General features: G+C 74.7%; 16 protein-coding genes. 9 read left to right on the top strand and 7 right to left on the bottom strand.

The window, feature by feature from the left end; genetic code table 11:
* Positions 1–61: 61 nt before the first annotated feature.
* Positions 62–1,114, bottom strand: a complete 1,053-nt coding sequence (locus tag ABD665_RS11365) for an LLM class flavin-dependent oxidoreductase (RefSeq protein ID WP_344742367.1) — start codon at positions 1,112–1,114, stop codon at positions 62–64.
* Between the two features lie 56 nt (positions 1,115–1,170).
* Between ABD665_RS11365 and ABD665_RS11360 the strand changes: the two genes are divergently transcribed.
* The gene (locus ABD665_RS11360) at positions 1,171–1,875 is read left to right on the top strand and encodes a DUF429 domain-containing protein (protein WP_204910561.1); all 705 of its coding nucleotides are present in this window, start codon (positions 1,171–1,173) and stop codon (positions 1,873–1,875) included.
* Between the two features lie 41 nt (positions 1,876–1,916).
* Complete coding sequence (map, locus tag ABD665_RS11355; RefSeq protein WP_204910562.1) at positions 1,917–2,684, top strand: type I methionyl aminopeptidase; 768 nt, start codon at positions 1,917–1,919, stop codon at positions 2,682–2,684.
* A gap of 58 nt (positions 2,685–2,742) precedes the next feature.
* Here the strand turns inward: map and ABD665_RS11350 are convergent, their stop codons facing one another.
* Positions 2,743–3,819, bottom strand: coding sequence for a peptidoglycan-binding protein (locus ABD665_RS11350; protein ID WP_204910563.1), 1,077 nt, complete (start codon positions 3,817–3,819; stop codon positions 2,743–2,745).
* Between the two features lie 270 nt (positions 3,820–4,089).
* On the opposite strand from ABD665_RS11350, the gene ABD665_RS11345 reads away from it, so the two are divergent.
* Positions 4,090–4,596, top strand: coding sequence for a hypothetical protein (locus ABD665_RS11345; protein WP_204910564.1), 507 nt, complete (start codon positions 4,090–4,092; stop codon positions 4,594–4,596).
* 101 nt (positions 4,597–4,697) lie between these two features.
* On the opposite strand, the gene ABD665_RS11340 is transcribed toward ABD665_RS11345, so the two are convergent.
* On the bottom strand, positions 4,698–4,838 hold the full coding sequence (locus ABD665_RS11340; RefSeq protein ID WP_204910565.1) for a hypothetical protein: 141 nt from the start codon (positions 4,836–4,838) through the stop codon (positions 4,698–4,700).
* A 459-nt stretch (positions 4,839–5,297) separates the two neighbouring features.
* Between ABD665_RS11340 and ABD665_RS11335 the strand changes: the two genes are divergently transcribed.
* The gene (locus ABD665_RS11335; RefSeq protein ID WP_204910566.1) at positions 5,298–6,347 is read left to right on the top strand and encodes an alcohol dehydrogenase catalytic domain-containing protein; all 1,050 of its coding nucleotides are present in this window, start codon (positions 5,298–5,300) and stop codon (positions 6,345–6,347) included.
* A 37-nt stretch (positions 6,348–6,384) separates the two neighbouring features.
* Here the strand turns inward: ABD665_RS11335 and ABD665_RS11330 are convergent, their stop codons facing one another.
* Positions 6,385–6,783, bottom strand: a complete 399-nt coding sequence (locus ABD665_RS11330) for a VOC family protein (protein WP_204910567.1) — start codon at positions 6,781–6,783, stop codon at positions 6,385–6,387.
* An 88-nt stretch (positions 6,784–6,871) separates the two neighbouring features.
* On the opposite strand from ABD665_RS11330, the gene ABD665_RS11325 reads away from it, so the two are divergent.
* The gene (locus ABD665_RS11325) at positions 6,872–7,837 is read left to right on the top strand and encodes a sigma-70 family RNA polymerase sigma factor (RefSeq protein WP_204910568.1); all 966 of its coding nucleotides are present in this window, start codon (positions 6,872–6,874) and stop codon (positions 7,835–7,837) included.
* Positions 7,838–7,909: 72 nt separating this feature from the next.
* The gene (locus ABD665_RS11320; RefSeq protein WP_204910569.1) at positions 7,910–8,275 is read left to right on the top strand and encodes an aldo/keto reductase; all 366 of its coding nucleotides are present in this window, start codon (positions 7,910–7,912) and stop codon (positions 8,273–8,275) included.
* A gap of 57 nt (positions 8,276–8,332) precedes the next feature.
* Here ABD665_RS11320 and ABD665_RS11315 read toward each other — a convergent pair whose 3' ends face one another.
* Both ABD665_RS11315 and dnaB read right to left on the bottom strand, forming a co-directional pair.
* Positions 8,333–9,226, bottom strand: a complete 894-nt coding sequence (locus ABD665_RS11315) for a prolyl oligopeptidase family serine peptidase (RefSeq protein ID WP_204910570.1) — start codon at positions 9,224–9,226, stop codon at positions 8,333–8,335.
* Between the two features lie 92 nt (positions 9,227–9,318).
* Positions 9,319–10,662 (bottom strand): replicative DNA helicase, encoded by a 1,344-nt coding sequence (dnaB, locus tag ABD665_RS11310; protein WP_204913709.1) that lies wholly within the window; start codon positions 10,660–10,662, stop codon positions 9,319–9,321.
* A 596-nt stretch (positions 10,663–11,258) separates the two neighbouring features.
* On the opposite strand from dnaB, the gene ABD665_RS11305 reads away from it, so the two are divergent.
* The 3 genes from ABD665_RS11305 (at position 11,259) to ABD665_RS11295 (ending at position 14,144) form a co-directional block, all read left to right on the top strand.
* Complete coding sequence (locus ABD665_RS11305) at positions 11,259–11,558, top strand: metal-sensing transcriptional repressor (RefSeq protein WP_204910571.1); 300 nt, start codon at positions 11,259–11,261, stop codon at positions 11,556–11,558.
* 106 nt (positions 11,559–11,664) lie between these two features.
* A complete protein-coding gene (locus tag ABD665_RS11300; protein WP_204910572.1) occupies positions 11,665–11,877 on the top strand; it encodes a cation transporter in 213 nt (70 codons plus the stop codon).
* A 2-nt stretch (positions 11,878–11,879) separates the two neighbouring features.
* The gene (locus ABD665_RS11295) at positions 11,880–14,144 is read left to right on the top strand and encodes a heavy metal translocating P-type ATPase (RefSeq protein ID WP_425562159.1); all 2,265 of its coding nucleotides are present in this window, start codon (positions 11,880–11,882) and stop codon (positions 14,142–14,144) included.
* Positions 14,145–14,183: 39 nt separating this feature from the next.
* On the opposite strand, the gene ABD665_RS11290 is transcribed toward ABD665_RS11295, so the two are convergent.
* The gene (locus ABD665_RS11290; protein ID WP_204910573.1) at positions 14,184–17,348 is read right to left on the bottom strand and encodes a LysM peptidoglycan-binding domain-containing protein; all 3,165 of its coding nucleotides are present in this window, start codon (positions 17,346–17,348) and stop codon (positions 14,184–14,186) included.
* Between the last annotated feature and the right edge of the window lie 101 nt (positions 17,349–17,449).

Genomic DNA, 17,449 nt, shown 5'->3' with positions numbered 1-17,449 from the left:
CGTCAGGCTCAGGGAGCGGTGACGAGGGTCAGGGCAGCGACGACAGGCTGAGGACCGCGGTTCAGGCGGCGGCGAACACCTGCGCGGCGAGCAGCTCGAGCGTCGCCTCGCGGCCCGGGTTGCGGTCGACCGGGTCGCTGGCCAGGGCCCCCGCGACCGGGTGCACCATGACCTCGTCGACGCCAAAGTGCTCGGCCAGCTCCTCGAGCTGACGGGCGGCGGTCTCGGGGGTGCCGACGACCCACCGCTCGCTCATCTGCGCGGCGATCGCGGCGTGGGCCTCGGGCATCCGGACCTCGGCGGCGTCCTCGACGCTCAGCTGCGGGCCGAGCTCGCCGCCGGTGCGCAGGGCGACCATGGCGAGCACGTACGGCCGGGCGAGCCGCTCGGCCTCCTCCTGCGTGGGGGCGACGACGACGTTCACGGTGAGGAAGGTCTGCGGGGCCGGGCTCACGTCGGAGGCCCGGAACGAGGACCGGTAGAGGTCGAGGACCGCCGCGGTGCTGTCGCCGGAGAAGTGGTGCGCGAAGACGTACGGCAGGCCCTTCTCGGCGGCCAGGCGCGCGGAGTAGTCGGACGAGCCGAGGAGCCACGGGGTGGGGCGGCCGATCGCCTGCGGGGTGGCGCGGAGGGCGTACGAGCGGCCCTGGAGGTTGAGGCCGACGCCCGCCGGCTCCATCATCGCGACGAGGTTGTCCACGTGCTCGGGGAAGCGGTCCGCGTCGCCGGTCTGGGGGCCGCCGTGGCGGAGGGCCCAGTTGGTGACCGGGTCGCTGCCGGGGGCGCGGCCGATGCCGAGGTCGATCCGGCCCGGGTACGCGGCCTCGAGCAGCGCGAACTGCTCGGCCACGACGAGCGGAGCGTGGTTCGGCAGCATGATGCCGCCGGAACCGACGCGGATCTCCTTCGTCGCCCCGGCGAGGATGCCGATGATCACGGGCGGGTTCGTCGACGCGACGGACGGCATGTTGTGGTGCTCGGCGACCCAGTAGCGGTGGAAGCCGGCCGCCTCGGCGCGCTGAGCCAGCGCGACGCTGGCGGCCAGGGCCTGGCCGGTGCTCTGCCCGTCACGGACGGGGATCAGGTCGAGGACGGAAAGCCGACGGATGCTCACGTCTGGTGCAACCGCTCGGCCGCCGCGACCATTCCGTCCGGTGGTAGACCGTCCCCGTGACGGCGGCGACGACGGAGACCGGGCGGGTGCTCGGCGTCGACGGCTGCCGTGAGGGCTGGGTCGGCGTCGCGCCGGACCCCGACGGCCCGCGGGCGTACGTCGCGGCCGACCTGCGCACGCTCGTCCGGCTGGCCGAGCAGGACGGCCCCGTGGTCCGTGTGGGCGTGGACATCCCGGTCGGGCTCGCGGACTCCGGCTGGCGGGCGGCCGACACCCTCGTCCGGGCCGCCCTGGGACCGCGGAGGGCGTCGCTCTTCGCGACCCCGGTGCGGGCGGCGCTGGAGGCCACGGACCACGCGGCCGGCGTGCTGCTCAGCCGCGCGGCGAGCGACGCGGGCTTCTCGATCCAGGCTTGGGGGCTGCGCGGGAAGGTCCGCGAGGTCGACCGGCTGGTGCGCGACGGCGAGGACCGGGTGCGGGAGGTGCACCCGGAGCTGAGCTTCACCACCATGGCGGGGCACCCGGCCCGGCACCCCAAGAAGACGTGGGCGGGCCAGCGCGAACGGGTCGCCCTGCTCGACGCGGCCGGCATCCGGCTCGACGCCCTGACGGGCGCCACGGGCTCCGCGGGACCCGACGACGTCGTCGACGCGGCGGCCGCCGCCTGGACGGCCCGACGGCTCGCCGCCGGCACCGCGGTCAGCCTCCCCGACCCCCCGGAACTCCTCCCGCACGGCCTGCACGCGGCCGTCTGGGCCTGACCGACCGCCGTCGGCTTGGCCGCTGGGGCACAATCACGGGCGTGATCGAGTACCGCACCCCCGCCGAGATCGAGCAGATGAGGCCCGCCGGCCGGTTCGTTGCCGACGTGCTGACCGCCCTCGTCGAGCGGGCGGACGTCGGGGTGAACCTGCTCGAGCTCGACGCCCTGGCCCACCGCATGATCGACGAGCGCGGTGCCGAGTCCTGCTACATCGACTACCACCCCTCCTTCGGGGCGAGCCCGTTCGGCAAGGTGCTCTGCACCTCGGTGAACGACGCCGTCCTGCACGGGCTGCCGCACGACTACACGCTCGCCGACGGCGATCTGCTGAGCGTCGACTTCGCCGCCTCGGTCGACGGCTGGGTCGCCGACTCGGCCGTGAGCGTCGTGGTCGGGACCGAGCGGCCCGAGGACCGCCGGCTGATCGAGACGACCCAGGAGGCGCTCGCCGCCGGGATCGAGGCCGCCCAGGCCGGCGCCCGCGTCGGGGACATCTCCTTCGCCATCGCCCAGGTCGCCCACCACGCCGGCTACAAGATCAACACCGACTTCGGCGGCCACGGGGTTGGCCGGACGATGCACGGCGACCCGCACATCGCCAACGACGGCCGTCGCGGCCGCGGGCTCGTGCTGAAGCCGGGCCTCGTCATCGCCATCGAGCCCTGGTTCTGCGAGAGCACCGACAAGATCTACACCGACGCCGACGGCTGGACCCTGCGCAGCCGCGACGGCTCGCGCGGCGCGCACTCCGAGCACACCATCGCGATCACCGAGGACGGCCCGGTCGTCTTCACGGCCCGCGGCTGAGCCCTCCGCCGTCCAACCACCGCGGCGGTGGTCGGACGGCGGAAGCTTCTCAGCGCTCTCAGCGGTAGACGATGACCTTGTCGCCGTTACGGGCCTGGGAGAAGAGCGACTGGATGCCGGCGAGGTTGCGGACGTTCACGCAGCCGTGCGAGGCGCCGGCGTAGCCGCGGGCGGCGAAGTCGGAGCTGTAGTGCACGGCCTGGCCGCCCGAGAAGAACATCGAGTACGGCATCTTCGAGTGGTAGATCGTCGATGTCCAGGTGCGCTCCTTGCGCAGCACGCTGAACGTCCCCTCCCGCGTCGGCGTGCCGACGGCCCCGAACCGCACGTCCATCTTCAGCTGCGGCTTGCCGTCGACCACCCAGGTCAGGCTGTTCGACGACTTGCTGATGCAGATCGCCCGCCCGGTCAGGCAGCGCTTGTCGAGCCCGTTCGCGGACGGCTTCGGCGTCCGGTTGTGCTTGGCGTCGTCGGTGGGCGTCCGCGTCATGGCCGTCAGCCGGCTCCAGGTCCGGGCGTCGACCTCCCCGGTCTCGGGGATCCCGCGCTTGTCCTGGAACCCGCGCACGCCGCTCGCGGTGGCGCTGCCGTACGAGCCGGTCACCGAACCCGCGAACCACCCGATCTGCTTCAGCCGCGCCTGCAGCTCGCGCACCTTGTCCCCGCTCGAGCCCTGCTGGTAGAGCGCCTTGCCGGGGCGCAGCACGTTGTGCCGCTCGTCCTTCGTGGGCGTGGAGGTGCGCTTCGTCAGCTGCGACCAGGTCGCCCTGTCGACGTCCCCGGTCTTCTTCAGCCCCCGCTTGCCCTGGAACCCCTTGACGCCGGCGACGGTGCTCTTGCCGTACGTGCCGGTGATCGACCCGGCGTACCAGTCGAGATCCCGCAGCCGCACCTGGAGGTCGCGGACCTTCTCGCCCTTCGCGCCCTTGGCGAGCACGAGCGCGGGCTTCGGTGCGGCCTTCGGCTTGTCGGCGGCCGGCTTGGTCACGGGGGCCGTGCTGGGCGTGGGGCTGGGGCCGGCGGTCGCGCTGGTGGACGCGTCCGCAGCCGGGGCCGGGGTCTGCTCCACGACCGCCCCTCCGGGCTCCCCCGCCGGGACGGTGCCGCAGGCCGGCAGGAGCAGGGCGGCAGCCACGAGGGCCCCCGCCCACGCTGTCCTCGCAGTGGTCCGCACGTGTGCCCTCCCGGTCGTCCTGAGCAGCGCACCACGAACCGGGCGACGCCTTCGTCCGGTTCACGTTAATTCACGTCCGGCCCGCCGTCACCACCTCGGCGGCCGCGAAGCCGCCCCGTGACCGGGACCTCGACGCGGGGTCGAGGTTCGAGCGCGGCGCGTGACCGGTCCGTGACCCGCGGGGCGCGCTAAGGCCTGCGGGTGGACCCCCGGACGGCGAGAATGCCGGGCATGAGCCAACCTCCGAGCGGGCCGGACGGGCCGCAGGACCGCGGGTACGAGCCGGCCGGCTACGCGCCCGGCGGCTACCTGGTGCCGAACGGCGACCAGCCGCCGCGACCGCCCGCGCCCGGTGCACGCCTCGGGCGGGTGAGCGGGGTGTCGGTGCGCCAGGAGGCGCTGCGCCAGAGCAGCAGCACGACGCTCGGGCTCACGGTCCTCGAGCTGAGGCTGCTCGAGCCGGGCAGCCCGCGGCCCCTCGACGTGGTCCTGCGCGGACGGTCCCTCTCGGGGACGGTGCGCGACGGGGACTGGGTGGAGGTGGCGGGGCCTCCGGACGCCACCGGGCGGTGGAACGTGGCCAAGGTGCAGAACCTCACGACCGGGGCCACCGTCGTGGTGATGGGCGGCCGGCCGAGCAAGGCGGCGACCGTCGTGGGCCTCGTCCTGCTCGGCCTGATGCTCCTGGTCGTGCTGCTGGTGGTCGTGGGCGTCGTCACGAGCCTGGCCAGCGGCTAGCGGCGCAGTGCCGACGTCACGTGCGACGTCGGCACCGCACCACCGGAGCGTGCCGCGACCCGGACGCCCTCAGGACGTCCGGGGCGGCGTACGCGTCAGCCTCAGCGGCGACGCGACTGCGCGAGCTTGGAGATGCCCTCCTTGAGCTTGCGCTGGTTCTCCGGCTTCGAGAGCTCGCGCGAGACGACCTGCACGACCTTGGCGGCGACTGCGGTTCTGAGGACGGACTTGAGCATGCCCATGGGGTTCTCCTGGTGGGTCGTCGGAACATCAACGGTAGTCGGGAGCACCCCCTGACCGGTGGGGCCTCCGCCCTGACCGGCCCCTGGTTCACGGGCAATGTGCCGGTTCGCCCGCGCGGACGGGACCGGCGGCCTAACGTTGTCAGCACCGAGCAGGAGCAGGCGGCTGGACCCCGGTTGGGGGAGCGTCCCCCGGGGGACCTGCTGCTCCAGGCCGGCCGCCCGTGGGCGGCCGCTGGACGAGTCACGGGGAGCTTCGAGAGCTGGTCGCCCACGGCCCCTTCACCGTCGGGCCTGACGACGTGCACGCCGGGCCACGGGACCGAGGTCGCGGGTCACGGCACCTCCGGTCGCCGGCGGGACGTCGGCCCGTGGTCGCCCGGAGGGGCGTACGGCGGCACGGGCTAGCGTTCGGAGCACCCGTCCCAGAGCCGGGACCCATGACCCAGGAGCACCGTCGTGACCACCACCGCTGACCCCAGCACCACCGCCCCGGGAGCGACCCGGACCAACCGCAGCGCCGTCCTCCGCGGCGAGCGCGACCTCGTCGTCGAGGACCGTCCCGTGCCCGAGCCCGGGCCCCGCGAGGTGCTCGTCGAGGTCGGCGCGGTCGGCATCTGCGGTTCCGACGTCCACTACTACGAGCACGGCCGGATCGGCCCGTTCGTCGTCGAGGCGCCCATGGTCATCGGCCACGAGGCCGCCGGCACCGTGGTCGCCGTCGGCGAGGGCGTGGACCCCGCCCGGGTCGGCCAGCTCGTCGCGCTCGAGCCGGGCGTGCCCTGCCGGCACTGCGAGCAGTGCCTCGCCGGGCGCTACAACCTGTGCCCCGACGTCGTCTTCTTCGCGACCCCGCCGGTCGACGGCGCGATCGCCCGCCTCGTGACGCTCGACGCCGACTTCGCCTTCCCCGCGCCGGAGGGCATCGACGCCGAGCAGGCGGCGATGGCCGAGCCGGTCTCCGTCGGCGTCTGGGCCTGCCGCAAGGCCGGTGTCTCCGCCGGGGACCGCGTGCTCGTCACCGGCGCCGGCCCGATCGGCCTGCTGGCCGGCCAGGTCGCCCGGGCCTTCGGCGCCCGCCACGTCACCGTGACCGACGTCAGCGACTTCCGCCTCGGCGTCGCCGCCGAGCTCGGCCTCGACGCGCAGCGCGCCGACCAGCCGCTGACCAGCGAGTACGACGTCCTGCTCGAGTGCTCGGGCGCCCCCGTCGCCGTCCGGACGGGGCTCGCCGCCCTGGCCCGCGCCGGTCGGGCCGTCCTCGTCGGCATGGGGCCGGACGAGGTCCCGATCAACGTGCCGCTGGTGCAGAGCCGCGAGCTCACCGTGACCGGGACGTTCCGCTACGCCCGCACCTACCCGCTGGCGCTGGAGCTCATCGCCTCGGGCGCGGTCGACGTGAACCGGCTGATCACCCACCGCTTCGGGCTCGAGGAGACCGAGGCCGCGCTGACCGCCGGTCGCCGCGAGCCCGAGGCGATCAAGTCGATGGTCCTGCCCCAGGGCTGAACCACCCGTACGCCGTCCGCCGCCGCGGGGCCTGCCCTCAGGCCCCGCGCAGGCCGAGCAGGTTGCCGTCCGCGTCGGCGAGCACGGCGACGACCGTCCCGCCCCCGACGTCACCCGGCGGGCGCCGGACGACCGCACCCACGGCCACGAGCTCCTCGACCCGGGCGGGCACGTCGTCCGTGGCCCAGTAGGTGATCGGGCCGCCCGTGCCCGGGCCGGCGGCGTGCGGGTCGAGCCCGACCTCGACCCCACCGACCCGGTAGCCGACGTAGAAGGGCGAGTCGACGTACGGCGCGGTGCCCAGCACCGCGGTGTAGAGCGTCCGGGCGGCGTCCAGGTCGCCGACGCCGAAGACGACGAGGCTCGGAGCGGCGGGGGTGGACCCGGTCGTCGGGGTCGGGTTCGTCGGGGTCGGGTTCGTCGGGGTCGGGGTCATCGGGGTTCCTCTCGGGTCACGTCCGCCCGGGTGGCGGCGTCAGAGAGGGTGACGGTGGCGGCGACCGGGACGTGACGGGGCGGGGACGATGACGACGGACGGGCTCGACGAGGGGCTGGCGCGGGAGTTCGAGGCGGCGCGCCCGCGGCTGACTGCCGTGGCGCAGCGGCTGCTGGGGTCGCGCGGCGACGCGGAGGACGCCGTCCAGGAGGCCTGGCTGCGGCTCCAGCGCGCAGGTGGGACCGGCAGCCCGGGTGGCGCGGACGAGATCACGAACCTCGGGGGCTGGCTCACGACCGTGACCAGCCGCATCTGCCTGGACGTGCTGCGGGCCCGTCGGGCGCGGCCCGAGCTCCTGGGCGACGACGCGGTGCGGCCGGTGAGCGCGGCCGAGGTCGGGCCGGAGGCGTACGCCGAGGCGGCCGACGCGGTCGGGACGGCCCTGCTGGTCGTGCTGGACGCGCTGGCCCCGGCGGAACGGCTCGCCTTCGTGCTGCACGACGTGTTCGCGTTGCCGTTCGACGAGATCGGGCCGGTGGTGGACCGGTCCCCCACGGCCGCCCGGCAGCTCGCCAGCCGGGCCCGGCGCCGGGTCCAGGGCGGCACCCCCGACGCGACCGTCGCCGTCAGCCGCAGCCGGCGGCGCGAGGTCGTGGACGCGTTCCTCGCGGCGTCGCGGGAGGGCCGGTTCGCGGACCTGCTGGCCGTGCTCGACCCCGACGCCGTGGTCCGGTCCGACGCGGCTGCGGCCGCCATGGGCTCGGAACGCGAGCTCCGCGGTGCGGAGGCCGTGGCGAGGGCGTACGAGGGACGGGCCCGGGCGATCGCCCCGGCGCTGGTCGACGGCCTGCCCGGCGCGGTGTGGCGCCACCTCGGCGAGATCAAGGTCGTCTTCGTCTTCGACGTCGACCTCACGGCCGACGGCGGGCGGGTCCGCGAGCTGCTGCTCGTCGCCGACCCCGAGCGCATCGCGCGCGCAGACGTCAGCCGAGAGCCGGGCCTGACGGTGCTCTGGTGGGACGACCCCGAGGACGGGCGCCCGGCGGACGCCTGAGGTCCGGGCTCCCGAGCGCCCCGACCGGCCGCCACCGCCCCGGGTCCGTGCGGGGTGCGATGCTCGGGCCTCATGGAGTACACGAACCTCGGCCGTTCCACGATGACGGTCAGCAAGATCTGCCTCGGCACCATGCACTTCGAGGAGGAGTACGGCATCACGATCGGACCCGAGAACTCCCAGTTCCGGGACTTCTCCGCGCTCTGCCGCGAGCTCGGCGAGCCCGACGGGGTCGTGGCGACGGCGTGGGTCCTGCAGCACCCGGCCGTGGACAGCGCCATCGTCGGCGTCCGGACCGTCGAGCAGCTCGACGGCCTCGACCGGGCCGCGTCGCTCGTCCTGGAGCCGGCCGTGCTGGAGCGGCTCGACACCATCTTCAACATCAACAACGGTCGCCGGATCGGGCCGGGCGCCTCCCCGGAGGCGCACTCCTGGTGACGGGAGCCCGGGCGACCAGGGGTGGGCCGCCGGCCTCGCGACCGGCGGCCCCCAGCCTCAGAGGAGCCGTTCGAGCGCCTCGACGCAGAGCTGCCAGCCCTCGTGGCTGGTGTCGATGACGTCGGAGTGGTCGCCGTCGAAGGCCTGCAGCTCGCTGGTGTCCCCCGCCTCGCGGGCCGCGGCGACGAACGTCTCCGACTGCCCGATCGGCACCACGTCGTCCTCGCGGCCGTGCACGCAGACCGTGGGGACGCCGAGCGGCACCCGCGCGAGGGGCGAGGCCTGCCCGTACGCGTCGCCCAGGTGGTGCGGGGAGCCGCCCATGAAGTCGCGCACGGCCCCGCCCCCGAGGTCGGCCTCGTAGCCGCCGACGAGGTCGACGACGCCCGCCTGGATCACCGCGCCGCTGAGGGTGACCTGCGGGTCCGCGCCGGGGGCACCGGCCTCCTGGCGCGCACGACTGGCCAGCCAGCCCGCGAGGTGGCCGCCGGCCGAGTGGCCGAGCGCGACGACGCGGGACAGGTCCAGCCGGCCGCCGGCGAGCCGCTGGCCCGCCTCGGCCAGCGCGTCGACGGCCGCGGCGACGTCGAGGCAGGTGGTCGGCCAGCCGCCGCCGCCCGCCTGGGCGTTGGGGCCGACCCGGCGGTACTCCACGTTCAGCGCGGCGTAGCCGCGGTTCACGAGGTCGCGGGCCAGCGGGCGGCCCAGCTCGGCGCCGTACGCGTCGCGCCAGAAGCCGCCGTGGACGATCACGACGACGGGGACGACGCTGGTCCCGCTGGGCAGGCTGAGCTCGGCGAACTGGGCGGGGTGGTCCCCGTAGTGGTAGGTCGGCACCGCCTCATCCTCCCGCCCGGCCGCACCGCCCGGACGGGCGCCTCCGGCCGAGCAGCCGGTCAGGGCGGCGTACGCCCCCGCCGCGGCGAGGAAGCGGCGCCTGGACCAGCGCATGCGGGCTCCCGGGAGGTCGACGGTGCGGGTGCCGGACCCGGCTCCCGCACCCCCTTCGGCGCCACCGGCGGTACCGGCTTGGCCGGGAGCGGTCAGCGCGCCATGTCGACGAAGCGCGAGTAGTGGCCCTGGAAGGCCACGGTGAGCGTGCGGGTCGGGCCGTTGCGGTGCTTGGCCACGTCGAAGTCGGCCTCGCCCGCCCGCTCGGACTCCTTGTCGTAGAGGTCCGGGCGCGAGAGCAGCATGACCATGTCGGCGTCCTGCTCCAGCGAGCCGGACTCACGCAGGTCGGAGAGCATCGGCTTCTTGTCCGTGCGCTGCTCGGGACCACGGTTGAGCTGGGACAGCGCGACGACGGGGACCTGGAGCTCCTTGGCCAGCAGCTTGAGCTGGCGGGAGAACTCGGAGACCTCCAGCTGGCGCGACTCGACCTTCTTGCCCGACGTCATCAGCTGGATGTAGTCGATGCAGATGAGGCGGAGGTCGTGGCGCTGCTTGAGCCGCCGGGCCTTGGCCCGGATCTCCATCATCGTGAGGTTCGGGGAGTCGTCGATGAAGAGCGGGGCCGACTCGACCTGACCCATCTTCTGCGCGACGCGCTGCCAGTCCTCGTCGTTCATCCGACCGCCGCGGATGTGGCCGAGCGGGACGCTCGCCTCGGCCGACAGGAGCCGCATGGTGATCTCGATTTGGCTCATCTCCAGGCTGAAGATGGCCGAGGTCAGGCCCTGCTTGATCGACGCGGACCGCGCCAGGTCCAGGGCCAGGGTCGACTTGCCGCAGCCGGGTCGGGCCGCGACGATCACCAGCTGGCCGGGGTGCAGGCCGTTGGTCAGCTCGTCGAGGTCGGCGAAGCCCGTCGAGATCCCGGCCAGGCCCGCGCCGCGGTTCTCGATGGCCTCCATCTCGTCCATCGTCGGCTGCATCAGCTCGGCCAGGGACTTGTAGTCCTCCGCCGCCCGGCGGTCGGTGACCGCGTACACCTCGGCCTGCGCGCGGTCGACGATCATGTCGACGTCGCCCTCGCCGGCGTAGCCCATCTGGTTGATCCGCACCGAGGCGTCGACGAGGCGCCGCAGCACGGCCTTCTCCCGGACGATGGTCGCGTACCAGCTCGCGTTGGCCACCACGGTGACCGAGCCGATGAGGTCGACGAGGTAGCCGGAGCCGCCGACCCGGGTGAGCTGGCCGCGCTTGGTCAGCTCGTCGGAGACGGTGACGGCGTCGGCGGGGTCGCCGCGGCCGTAGAGGTCGAGGATCGCGTCGTAGACCAGCTCGTGGGCCGGGCGGTAGAAGTCGGTGCCCCGCAGCACCTCGACCACGTCGGCGATGGCGTCCTTGCTCGACAGCATCGCCCCGAGGACGCTCTGCTCGGCGTCCATGTCCTGGGGAGGGGTGCGGTCCGGACCGCGGGACGAGCTCTCGTACGGCGGCATCACCTCGGCCAGGCTCACCGACCACGCTCCTTCGTTCGTCATGCCCCGCACGCCGGGGCAGGCACCCCCACCGGCGTCCACGCGCGGCTCCGCCGACGGGCGACCAGGACAGGTTCGAGGACGAAGGTAGGAGCCGCCACTGACACTTCCGCCAGACCGGCCCCGACACCGTCTCGACCACCTCGGGGTCGACCCGCCGACGCGGGGGATCAGGTGAACGTACGCGCCTCTGGCTGTGAGGGCCAGACGACTCTCCACAGGTCCTGTGGACAACGCGGACGGCCCTGTGCAGGACACGCACAGGGCGTGTGCACAGCTTGGGGACAACGTTGGGGACGGGGTTGGTACGGGTACCACTTTATGGGTCTGACCAGGGGATACGCCCTCCGGCGGCAGTGGAGGAAAACTTCTTCTGAGGACCTCTGCCGATCCGGACATGGCCTGTTCCTGACCTTGACACCGTTGCACCGGACCGCTACGAGCTCGATTTGACCCACACGTTTTCCACCGCTAGCACGACCATTCCTGAGAAAACGTCATGTCCTGGCCCTTGGCCCTCCGGTATACCCTCGGGGGGTATCAAGGAAGGAGAAGGCATGGACACCGAGCACCCGCCCCCGGGCTACAGCGGGAGCAAGGAGGACCACCTCCGACGCCTCCGACGCATCGAGGGCCAGGCCCGCGGGCTGCAGAAGATGGTCGAGGACGACAAGTACTGCATCGACATCCTGACTCAGGTCTCCGCCATGACGAGCGCCCTGCAGTCGGTCGCCCTCGGTCTGCTGAACGACCACCTCAGCCACTGCGTCGTCGAGGCCGCCCGCCAGGGCGGGTCCGAGTCGGACGCCAAGGTCAAGGAGGCCGCGGACGCCATCGCGCGGCTCGTCCGGTCCTGACCGCGGCCGACTTCCTGAGAGAAACACCCTCGGCGCCCGCATTCCCCGAACGCCCCTCCTTCAAACACCCGAACCTCCCGCACACCGTCCCCGAGCAAGGAGCACCATGACCACCACCCAGGACTACGTCGTCGCCGGCATGACCTGCGAGCACTGCACCCAGGCCGTCACCGAGGAGGTGCTGGCCGTCCCCGGGGTCCGCGAGGTCACCGTGCACCTCGACGGCGGCAGCCTCCAGGTGACCAGCGAGGAGCCGGTCGACTTCGACGTGCTCAGCGCCGCCGTGAGCGAGGCCGGCTACACCCTCGGGAGCCGGTGACCGTGGCCGGCACCTCGACCCCGGCAGCACCCGCCGACGTGACGGGTGCGGTCGTCGACCTCGACGTCACGGGGATGACCTGCGCCTCGTGCGCGTCGCGGATCGAGCGCAAGCTCAACAAGCTGCCCGGGGTCGTAGCGTCGGTGAACCTCGCCACCGAGCGCGCCCACGTCGTCGCGTCCGTCGGCACGACGATCGCCGACCTGGTCGCCACCGTCGAGCAGACGGGCTACGGCGCGAGCGTCGTGGAGCCCGACCCGGACCCGGACGCGGCGGAGGGCCGCGCGGACGCCGCCGAACGCCGCCTGCGGCTGCGGGTGCTGGTCGCCGCGGTCCTCGGGCTCCCGGTCGTCGTCGTCTCGATGGTCCCGGCGCTGCAGGTGCCCGGCTGGCAGTGGGTCGGGCTGGTCCTGGCCGCGGTCGTCGTGCTCGGCGCCGGCTGGCCCTTCCACCGCTCCGCGCTGGTCAACGCCCGCCACGGCGCGGCCACGATGGACACGCTGATCTCCATCGGCACCCTCGCCGCCCTCGGCTGGTCGGCGTACGCGCTCACCGGTCCGGCCGGCGCGCTCGGCTACACCCACACCTTCGCGCTGCGGCTCGAGCGGCACACCGGAATGGCCGAGCCCTACCTCGAGGCGGCCGCGGCGATCCCGCTCTTCCTGCTCGTCGGGCGCTGGCTCGAGGCGCGAGCGCGGCGGCGTTCCGGGGCGGCGCTGCGGGCGCTGCTGGCCCTCGGCGCCCGGGAGGCCCGGGTGCTGCGCGACGGCCGTGAGGTGACGGTCCCCGCCGCCTCGCTCGTCGTCGGCGACCGGGTCGTCGTGGCGCCGGGCGCCACCTTCCCCGTCGACGGAACGGTCCTCGAGGGCCACAGCGCCGTCGACGCCTCCAGCGTCACCGGCGAGTCGGTGCCGGTCGAGGTCGGCCCGTCCGACGCGGTCGTCGGCGGCTGCGTGAACACATCCGGACGCCTGGTCGTCGAGGCGACCGCCGTCGGTGCGGACACCCAGCTCGCCCGGCTGGCCGCGATGGTCACCGAGGCGCAGAGCGGCAAGGCCGCGGTCCAGCGGCTGGCCGACCGTGTCTCCGGGATCTTCGTCCCCGTCGTCCTCGTGCTCGCCCTGGTCACGCTCGGCGTCTGGCTCCTCGTGGGGGCCGGGGCCTCGTTCGCCGTGACCGCCGCGGTCGCGGTGCTGATCATCGCCTGCCCCTGCGCCCTCGGGCTGGCCACGCCGACCGCGCTGCTCGTCGGCACGGGCCGCGGCGCCCAGCTCGGCATCGTCATCAAGGGCCCGGAGGTCCTGGAGGCGACCCGCGACGTCGACGTCGTCCTGCTCGACAAGACCGGCACCGTCACCGAGGGCCGGATGACCGTCGTCTCCGTGGTGCCCGCCGCGGGCGTCGACGAGGGCGAGCTGGTCCGGTACGCCGGGGCTGCCGAGGCGGGTTCGTCGCACCCGGTGGCCCAGGCCGTCGCCGCGCACGCCCGGGACGCCGGACCTCTGCCGGACGTCACCGCCCTCCGCGAGCCGGCCGGGCAGGGTGTCGTCGCCGAGGTCGTGGGCGTCGGGACGGTCGTCGTCGGCCGGGCGGACCTGCTCTCCGCCGAGGGCCTGACCGTCGACGCCGGTCTGGCGGCCGCCTTCACGACCGAGCAGGAGCAGGGCCGCACCGTCGTGCTCGTCGGTTGGTCCGGGCAGGCCCGCGGCCTGGTCGCCGTGGCCGACACGGTGAGGCCCTCCTCCGCCGAGGCCGTCCGCCGGCTCGTCGCACTGGGGCTGCGCCCGGTGCTGCTGACCGGCGACACCGCCCGGACCGCGGCGACCGTGGCCAACGAGGTCGGGATCGACGAGGTCGTGGCCGACGTGCGGCCGGAGGGCAAGGTCGACGCCGTACGCCGCCTGCAGGCCGAGGGCCGCCGGGTGGCGATGGTCGGCGACGGCGTGAACGACGCCGCCGCCCTCGCCCAGGCCGACCTCGGCATCGCGATGGGCACCGGAACGGACGCGGCGATCGAAGCCGCGGACCTGACGCTCGTCCGCGGCGACCTGCTCCAGGCCGCCGACGCCGTACGCCTCGCCCGCGCGACCCTGCGCACCATCCGCGGCAACCTCTTCTGGGCCTTCGCCTACAACGTCGCCGCTCTGCCGCTCGCCGCGCTGGGGTTCGCGAACCCGGTCCTCGCCGGCGCGGCCATGGCCTTCAGCTCGCTGTTCGTCGTGGGCAACAGCCTGCGGCTGCGGCGGTTCGCCCCGCTCGCCTCCTGACGCACCGGGTGCGCCGCCGATCCCGGCGGCACACTCGTCTCAGGCGAGGCGGGCCCGGACCCGGCCCTCCATCACCTCCTGGATGAGGTCGACCGTCTCCGGCTCGAGGTCGACGCCGAGGGTCCGGGCCTGTCGGGCGAGCTGCAGGCAGAGCCGCTCGGTCTCGGCCGCGTTGCCAGCCAGGTGCTCGGTCCGGATCCGCGTCGCGAGCAGCAGCTCGTCGCCGGGGGCCGCGACCAGCGCCCGGGCCGCCGCCCACCGCGCCAGGTCGAGGTCCCGGTCGTCCAGGCACCGCCGGGCCAGCTCGACGCCCATGTCGCGCACGCAGGACACGATGTCGGTGCGCAGCTCCTCCGCCCAGTGCCACTGGACCGGTGCCGCGTCGGCGAGCGGAGCGCCCCGGACCAGCCGGAGCCCGAGCTCGAGGACCGACGTCGGCGCACGGTCGACCCCGTCGCCGAGCAGCAGCCCGAGCTGGTGCCAGTCCGAGGTGATGACCGGGTCGAGACGGATCCGTCCGCTGTAGGCGTCCGGCAGGTAGGGCTGGCCGTCCGCGTCGCTGCCGAGCCAGGTCCGCAGCCGGCTCATGTTGGACCGGCGGGTCCCCTCGGCGACGAGCAGGCCGGCAGCCATCACCTGAGCCGTGGCGCCCGGGTTCTCGAGCAGCCAGGCGCAGTACTCGAGGCACTGCTTCGCCGCGCGGGTGGGTGGCGTCCCGGCCGCACCGAGGAGCTCGACAGGACCGATGAGCTGCAGCAGCGGGTGGCGGGCCGTGCCGGCTGCCGCCTCGCTGATCCGTGCCTCCACCGCTGCCCTCCTCTCCTGCTCGTCCGCCTCGTCCGTCTTCCGTCGCCGCCCCAGGTAGGTCACGTTGTCGGGCGGCGGCTCCGGCGGCCCGGCCGCGGACCACCACGGGGCCGGGTCGGTCTCCGCGCTGCCGGTCGCCGCGACCAGCTCGACCACCGGGTCGAGCCCGGCCGCCGGCAGCGTCTGCGGAACCATCCGCACGCCCTCGGGCAGGAGCGTGGCCCGGCCCCCGCCGTCGAGGGCGAAGATCGCCGGGGCGTGCTCGACCACACCGCGGACCACGACCGTCAGCCCGGTGCCGGGCCCACCCGCGAGGAGGTCCGTGAGGCGGTCGGACTGGGCGCGCGTGACGGGGACGTCGACGAGGACCACCTCGGGCGTCCACGCCTCGCCGAGGTCCGGATCGAGGCGCAGGTCGCGCGCGTCCCTCGCCCGGCCGTACGACCGGCGGGCCCGGTCCGTCTGCTCGAGCCGCGCGAGCAGCGCCTCCACGTCGTCCGTCGTCGACACGTTGTGCTGCGCGAGCGCCGGGCTGAGACGCTCGTCGCCGACGAGCGTCAGCCGCAGCTCGTCGGTCCACGGGGAGCAGGCCAGCTCGAGGGCCATGGCGGCCAGGACCGCCGTGCCGCGGTCGTGCTCGCCCGTGACGGCCAGCAGCCCGAGGGACTCCAGGTCGACGACCCGCTCGGCCCCCTCGTCGTCCTGCCCGAGAGTCACCAGCAGCGGCCAGGGCCGGGCCGCGGCACCGATGCCGGGCACCGACCGGAGCCCGTCGACGTCCTGCGACGACAGGGTCCACGTACCGCCCGTGTCGACGAAGCAGCGCGGGGCCGGTGGGGTCGGTCCGCCCATGGCGAGCACCAGCCACTCCTCCGACACCGACGCCGAGCGCAAGGGCGGGACGGGCACGCCGGCTTCGGCGCACGCGGCCGCCACCGCCCGGCTGGCTCGGTCGAGCGTGCGCAGGCCGATGGGCCGGGCGCGGCGGGCGAGCGCGACCTCGACCGGACGGGTCGTGGCCGGCGGGTGCGCGATGCGGCGCCCCAGCGGGCGGCGCTGCAGCTGCCAGCGTCGGCGCGAGGCCAGACCTCCCACTAGCGCGGCCGCGAGCAGCCCGCCGACGGTGGCCAGGCCGGGGACGAGGCTCCGCTCCTGGTCGTCCGCACCGGCGCCGTCGGCCTCGTCGGAGGGCACCTCCGCGTCCGGCTGGGCGGCAGCGCGACCAGCGGGCTGCTCGGCCGTCGCGGCCGTCGTCGGTACGGGTGCCGTGGTCGGTCCCGGAGCGGTGGTGGGTGCCGAGGTCGAGGCAGGTGCCGGTGGTTCAGGTGCCGGTGGCTCCGGCTCGGAGGAGGGCGACGGGACGGGTGTCGGCGCTGGCGGTGCGACCTCGGCCGTCTCCGGGCCCGCGGCCCGGCGTACGTCCTCCCCCTCCGCGCTCTTCGGCTCGGACGCCCGGCCGGGCAGCCGCAGGGAGAGGCCGACCGGGAGCGCGTCGGGGTCGCTGAGCTGGTCGCGGTTGGCACGGTAGAGCTCGTCCCAGCGGTCGGCGTCACCGAGCGCACGCTCCGCGATGGACGACAGCGTGTCCCCGCTCCGGACCCGGACCGACCGGACCTCGTCCGACTCACGGGCGTCCTGCGCCGTCCGCACCTCCGGCACGACGAGGCGCCAGCCCACCCGCAGACGGTCCGGTCCCCCGGTGAGCAGGTCGGGGTTCGCCGTCGCGATCCGTCGCCACTCCTGGCCCCGGCCGTAGTAGCGCTCGGCCAGCGACCACAGGTCGTCCCCGGTCTCGACGACGTGGACCCGCTCGCGGGTCCCGCTGGGTGCGGGCAGGGGTGCCGGTGCACGGTCCGTCCCGGCCCCCGGCCGGTCCGCCGCGTCGCGAGCGAGCGCTTCGGCGTCGGCAGCCTCGGCACGGACGGACGACGGCGACGGCGCCGCGCCCTCCTGCTCCGGGGCCGGCTGCGCGCGCGGAGCGTCGGCCCCCGGAACCAGGCGGGCGACGGCGGTGCTCGCGGCCGGCACGGAGGTCAGCTGGGCCGCACCGCCCAGGGCCACCACGGCGAGCATCAGGCCGGCCGCCCACTGCTGCACCCCGCCGAGGCCCGGGAGGACGACCGCCGAGGACCGGCGCCGCAGCTGGTTGACCAGCTCGACGAGCAGGCTGACCGTGAAGACGACCCAGGCCGCCCAGCCGACGAGCGTCAGGAGGCGGGCGAGCACCGTGCCGTCGTCGGGCTGCAGCAGGACGGACCAGAGGCCGGCCGGGTCCCAGGTGTGCGGCAGAGGGTCGCCGCCCAGCACGAGCAGGGCCGCCGGCACACCGACGACCAGACCCACGAGCAGGGCCAGGGACGCGAGCCCCCGGGACCAGCGCTCGATGCGCTCGGTCACGCCTGTCCTCCTCCGCTGCCGACGTCCCCTCCACTGTCGTGCGCGACAGCCCGTTGCGGGCGGATCAGGTGTTGTCCGTCCGGTACGGGTGTTGTCCCTCG

The sequence above is a fragment of the Microlunatus spumicola genome, assembly GCF_039536445.1.
GTDB lineage: Bacteria > Actinomycetota > Actinomycetes > Propionibacteriales > Propionibacteriaceae > Microlunatus > Microlunatus spumicola.
The sequence above is the reverse complement of the archived record's forward strand: the minus strand, read 5'-3'. Positions and strand labels throughout refer to the sequence as shown.

Coding starts and splice junctions, on each gene's coding strand:
- ABD665_RS11345 (WP_204910564.1), top strand. CDS start 4,090: ATGAGCCAACCTCCGAGCGGGCCGGACGGGCCGCAGGACCGCGGGTAC.
- ABD665_RS11340 (WP_204910565.1), bottom strand. CDS start 4,838: ATGGGCATGCTCAAGTCCGTCCTCAGAACCGCAGTCGCCGCCAAGGTC.
- ABD665_RS11330 (WP_204910567.1), bottom strand. CDS start 6,783: ATGACCCCGACCCCGACGAACCCGACCCCGACGAACCCGACCCCGACG.
- ABD665_RS11325 (WP_204910568.1), top strand. CDS start 6,872: ATGACGACGGACGGGCTCGACGAGGGGCTGGCGCGGGAGTTCGAGGCG.
- ABD665_RS11320 (WP_204910569.1), top strand. CDS start 7,910: ATGGAGTACACGAACCTCGGCCGTTCCACGATGACGGTCAGCAAGATC.
- ABD665_RS11315 (WP_204910570.1), bottom strand. CDS start 9,226: ATGCGCTGGTCCAGGCGCCGCTTCCTCGCCGCGGCGGGGGCGTACGCC.
- dnaB (WP_204913709.1), bottom strand. CDS start 10,662: ATGCCGCCGTACGAGAGCTCGTCCCGCGGTCCGGACCGCACCCCTCCC.
- ABD665_RS11305 (WP_204910571.1), top strand. CDS start 11,259: ATGGACACCGAGCACCCGCCCCCGGGCTACAGCGGGAGCAAGGAGGAC.
- ABD665_RS11300 (WP_204910572.1), top strand. CDS start 11,665: ATGACCACCACCCAGGACTACGTCGTCGCCGGCATGACCTGCGAGCAC.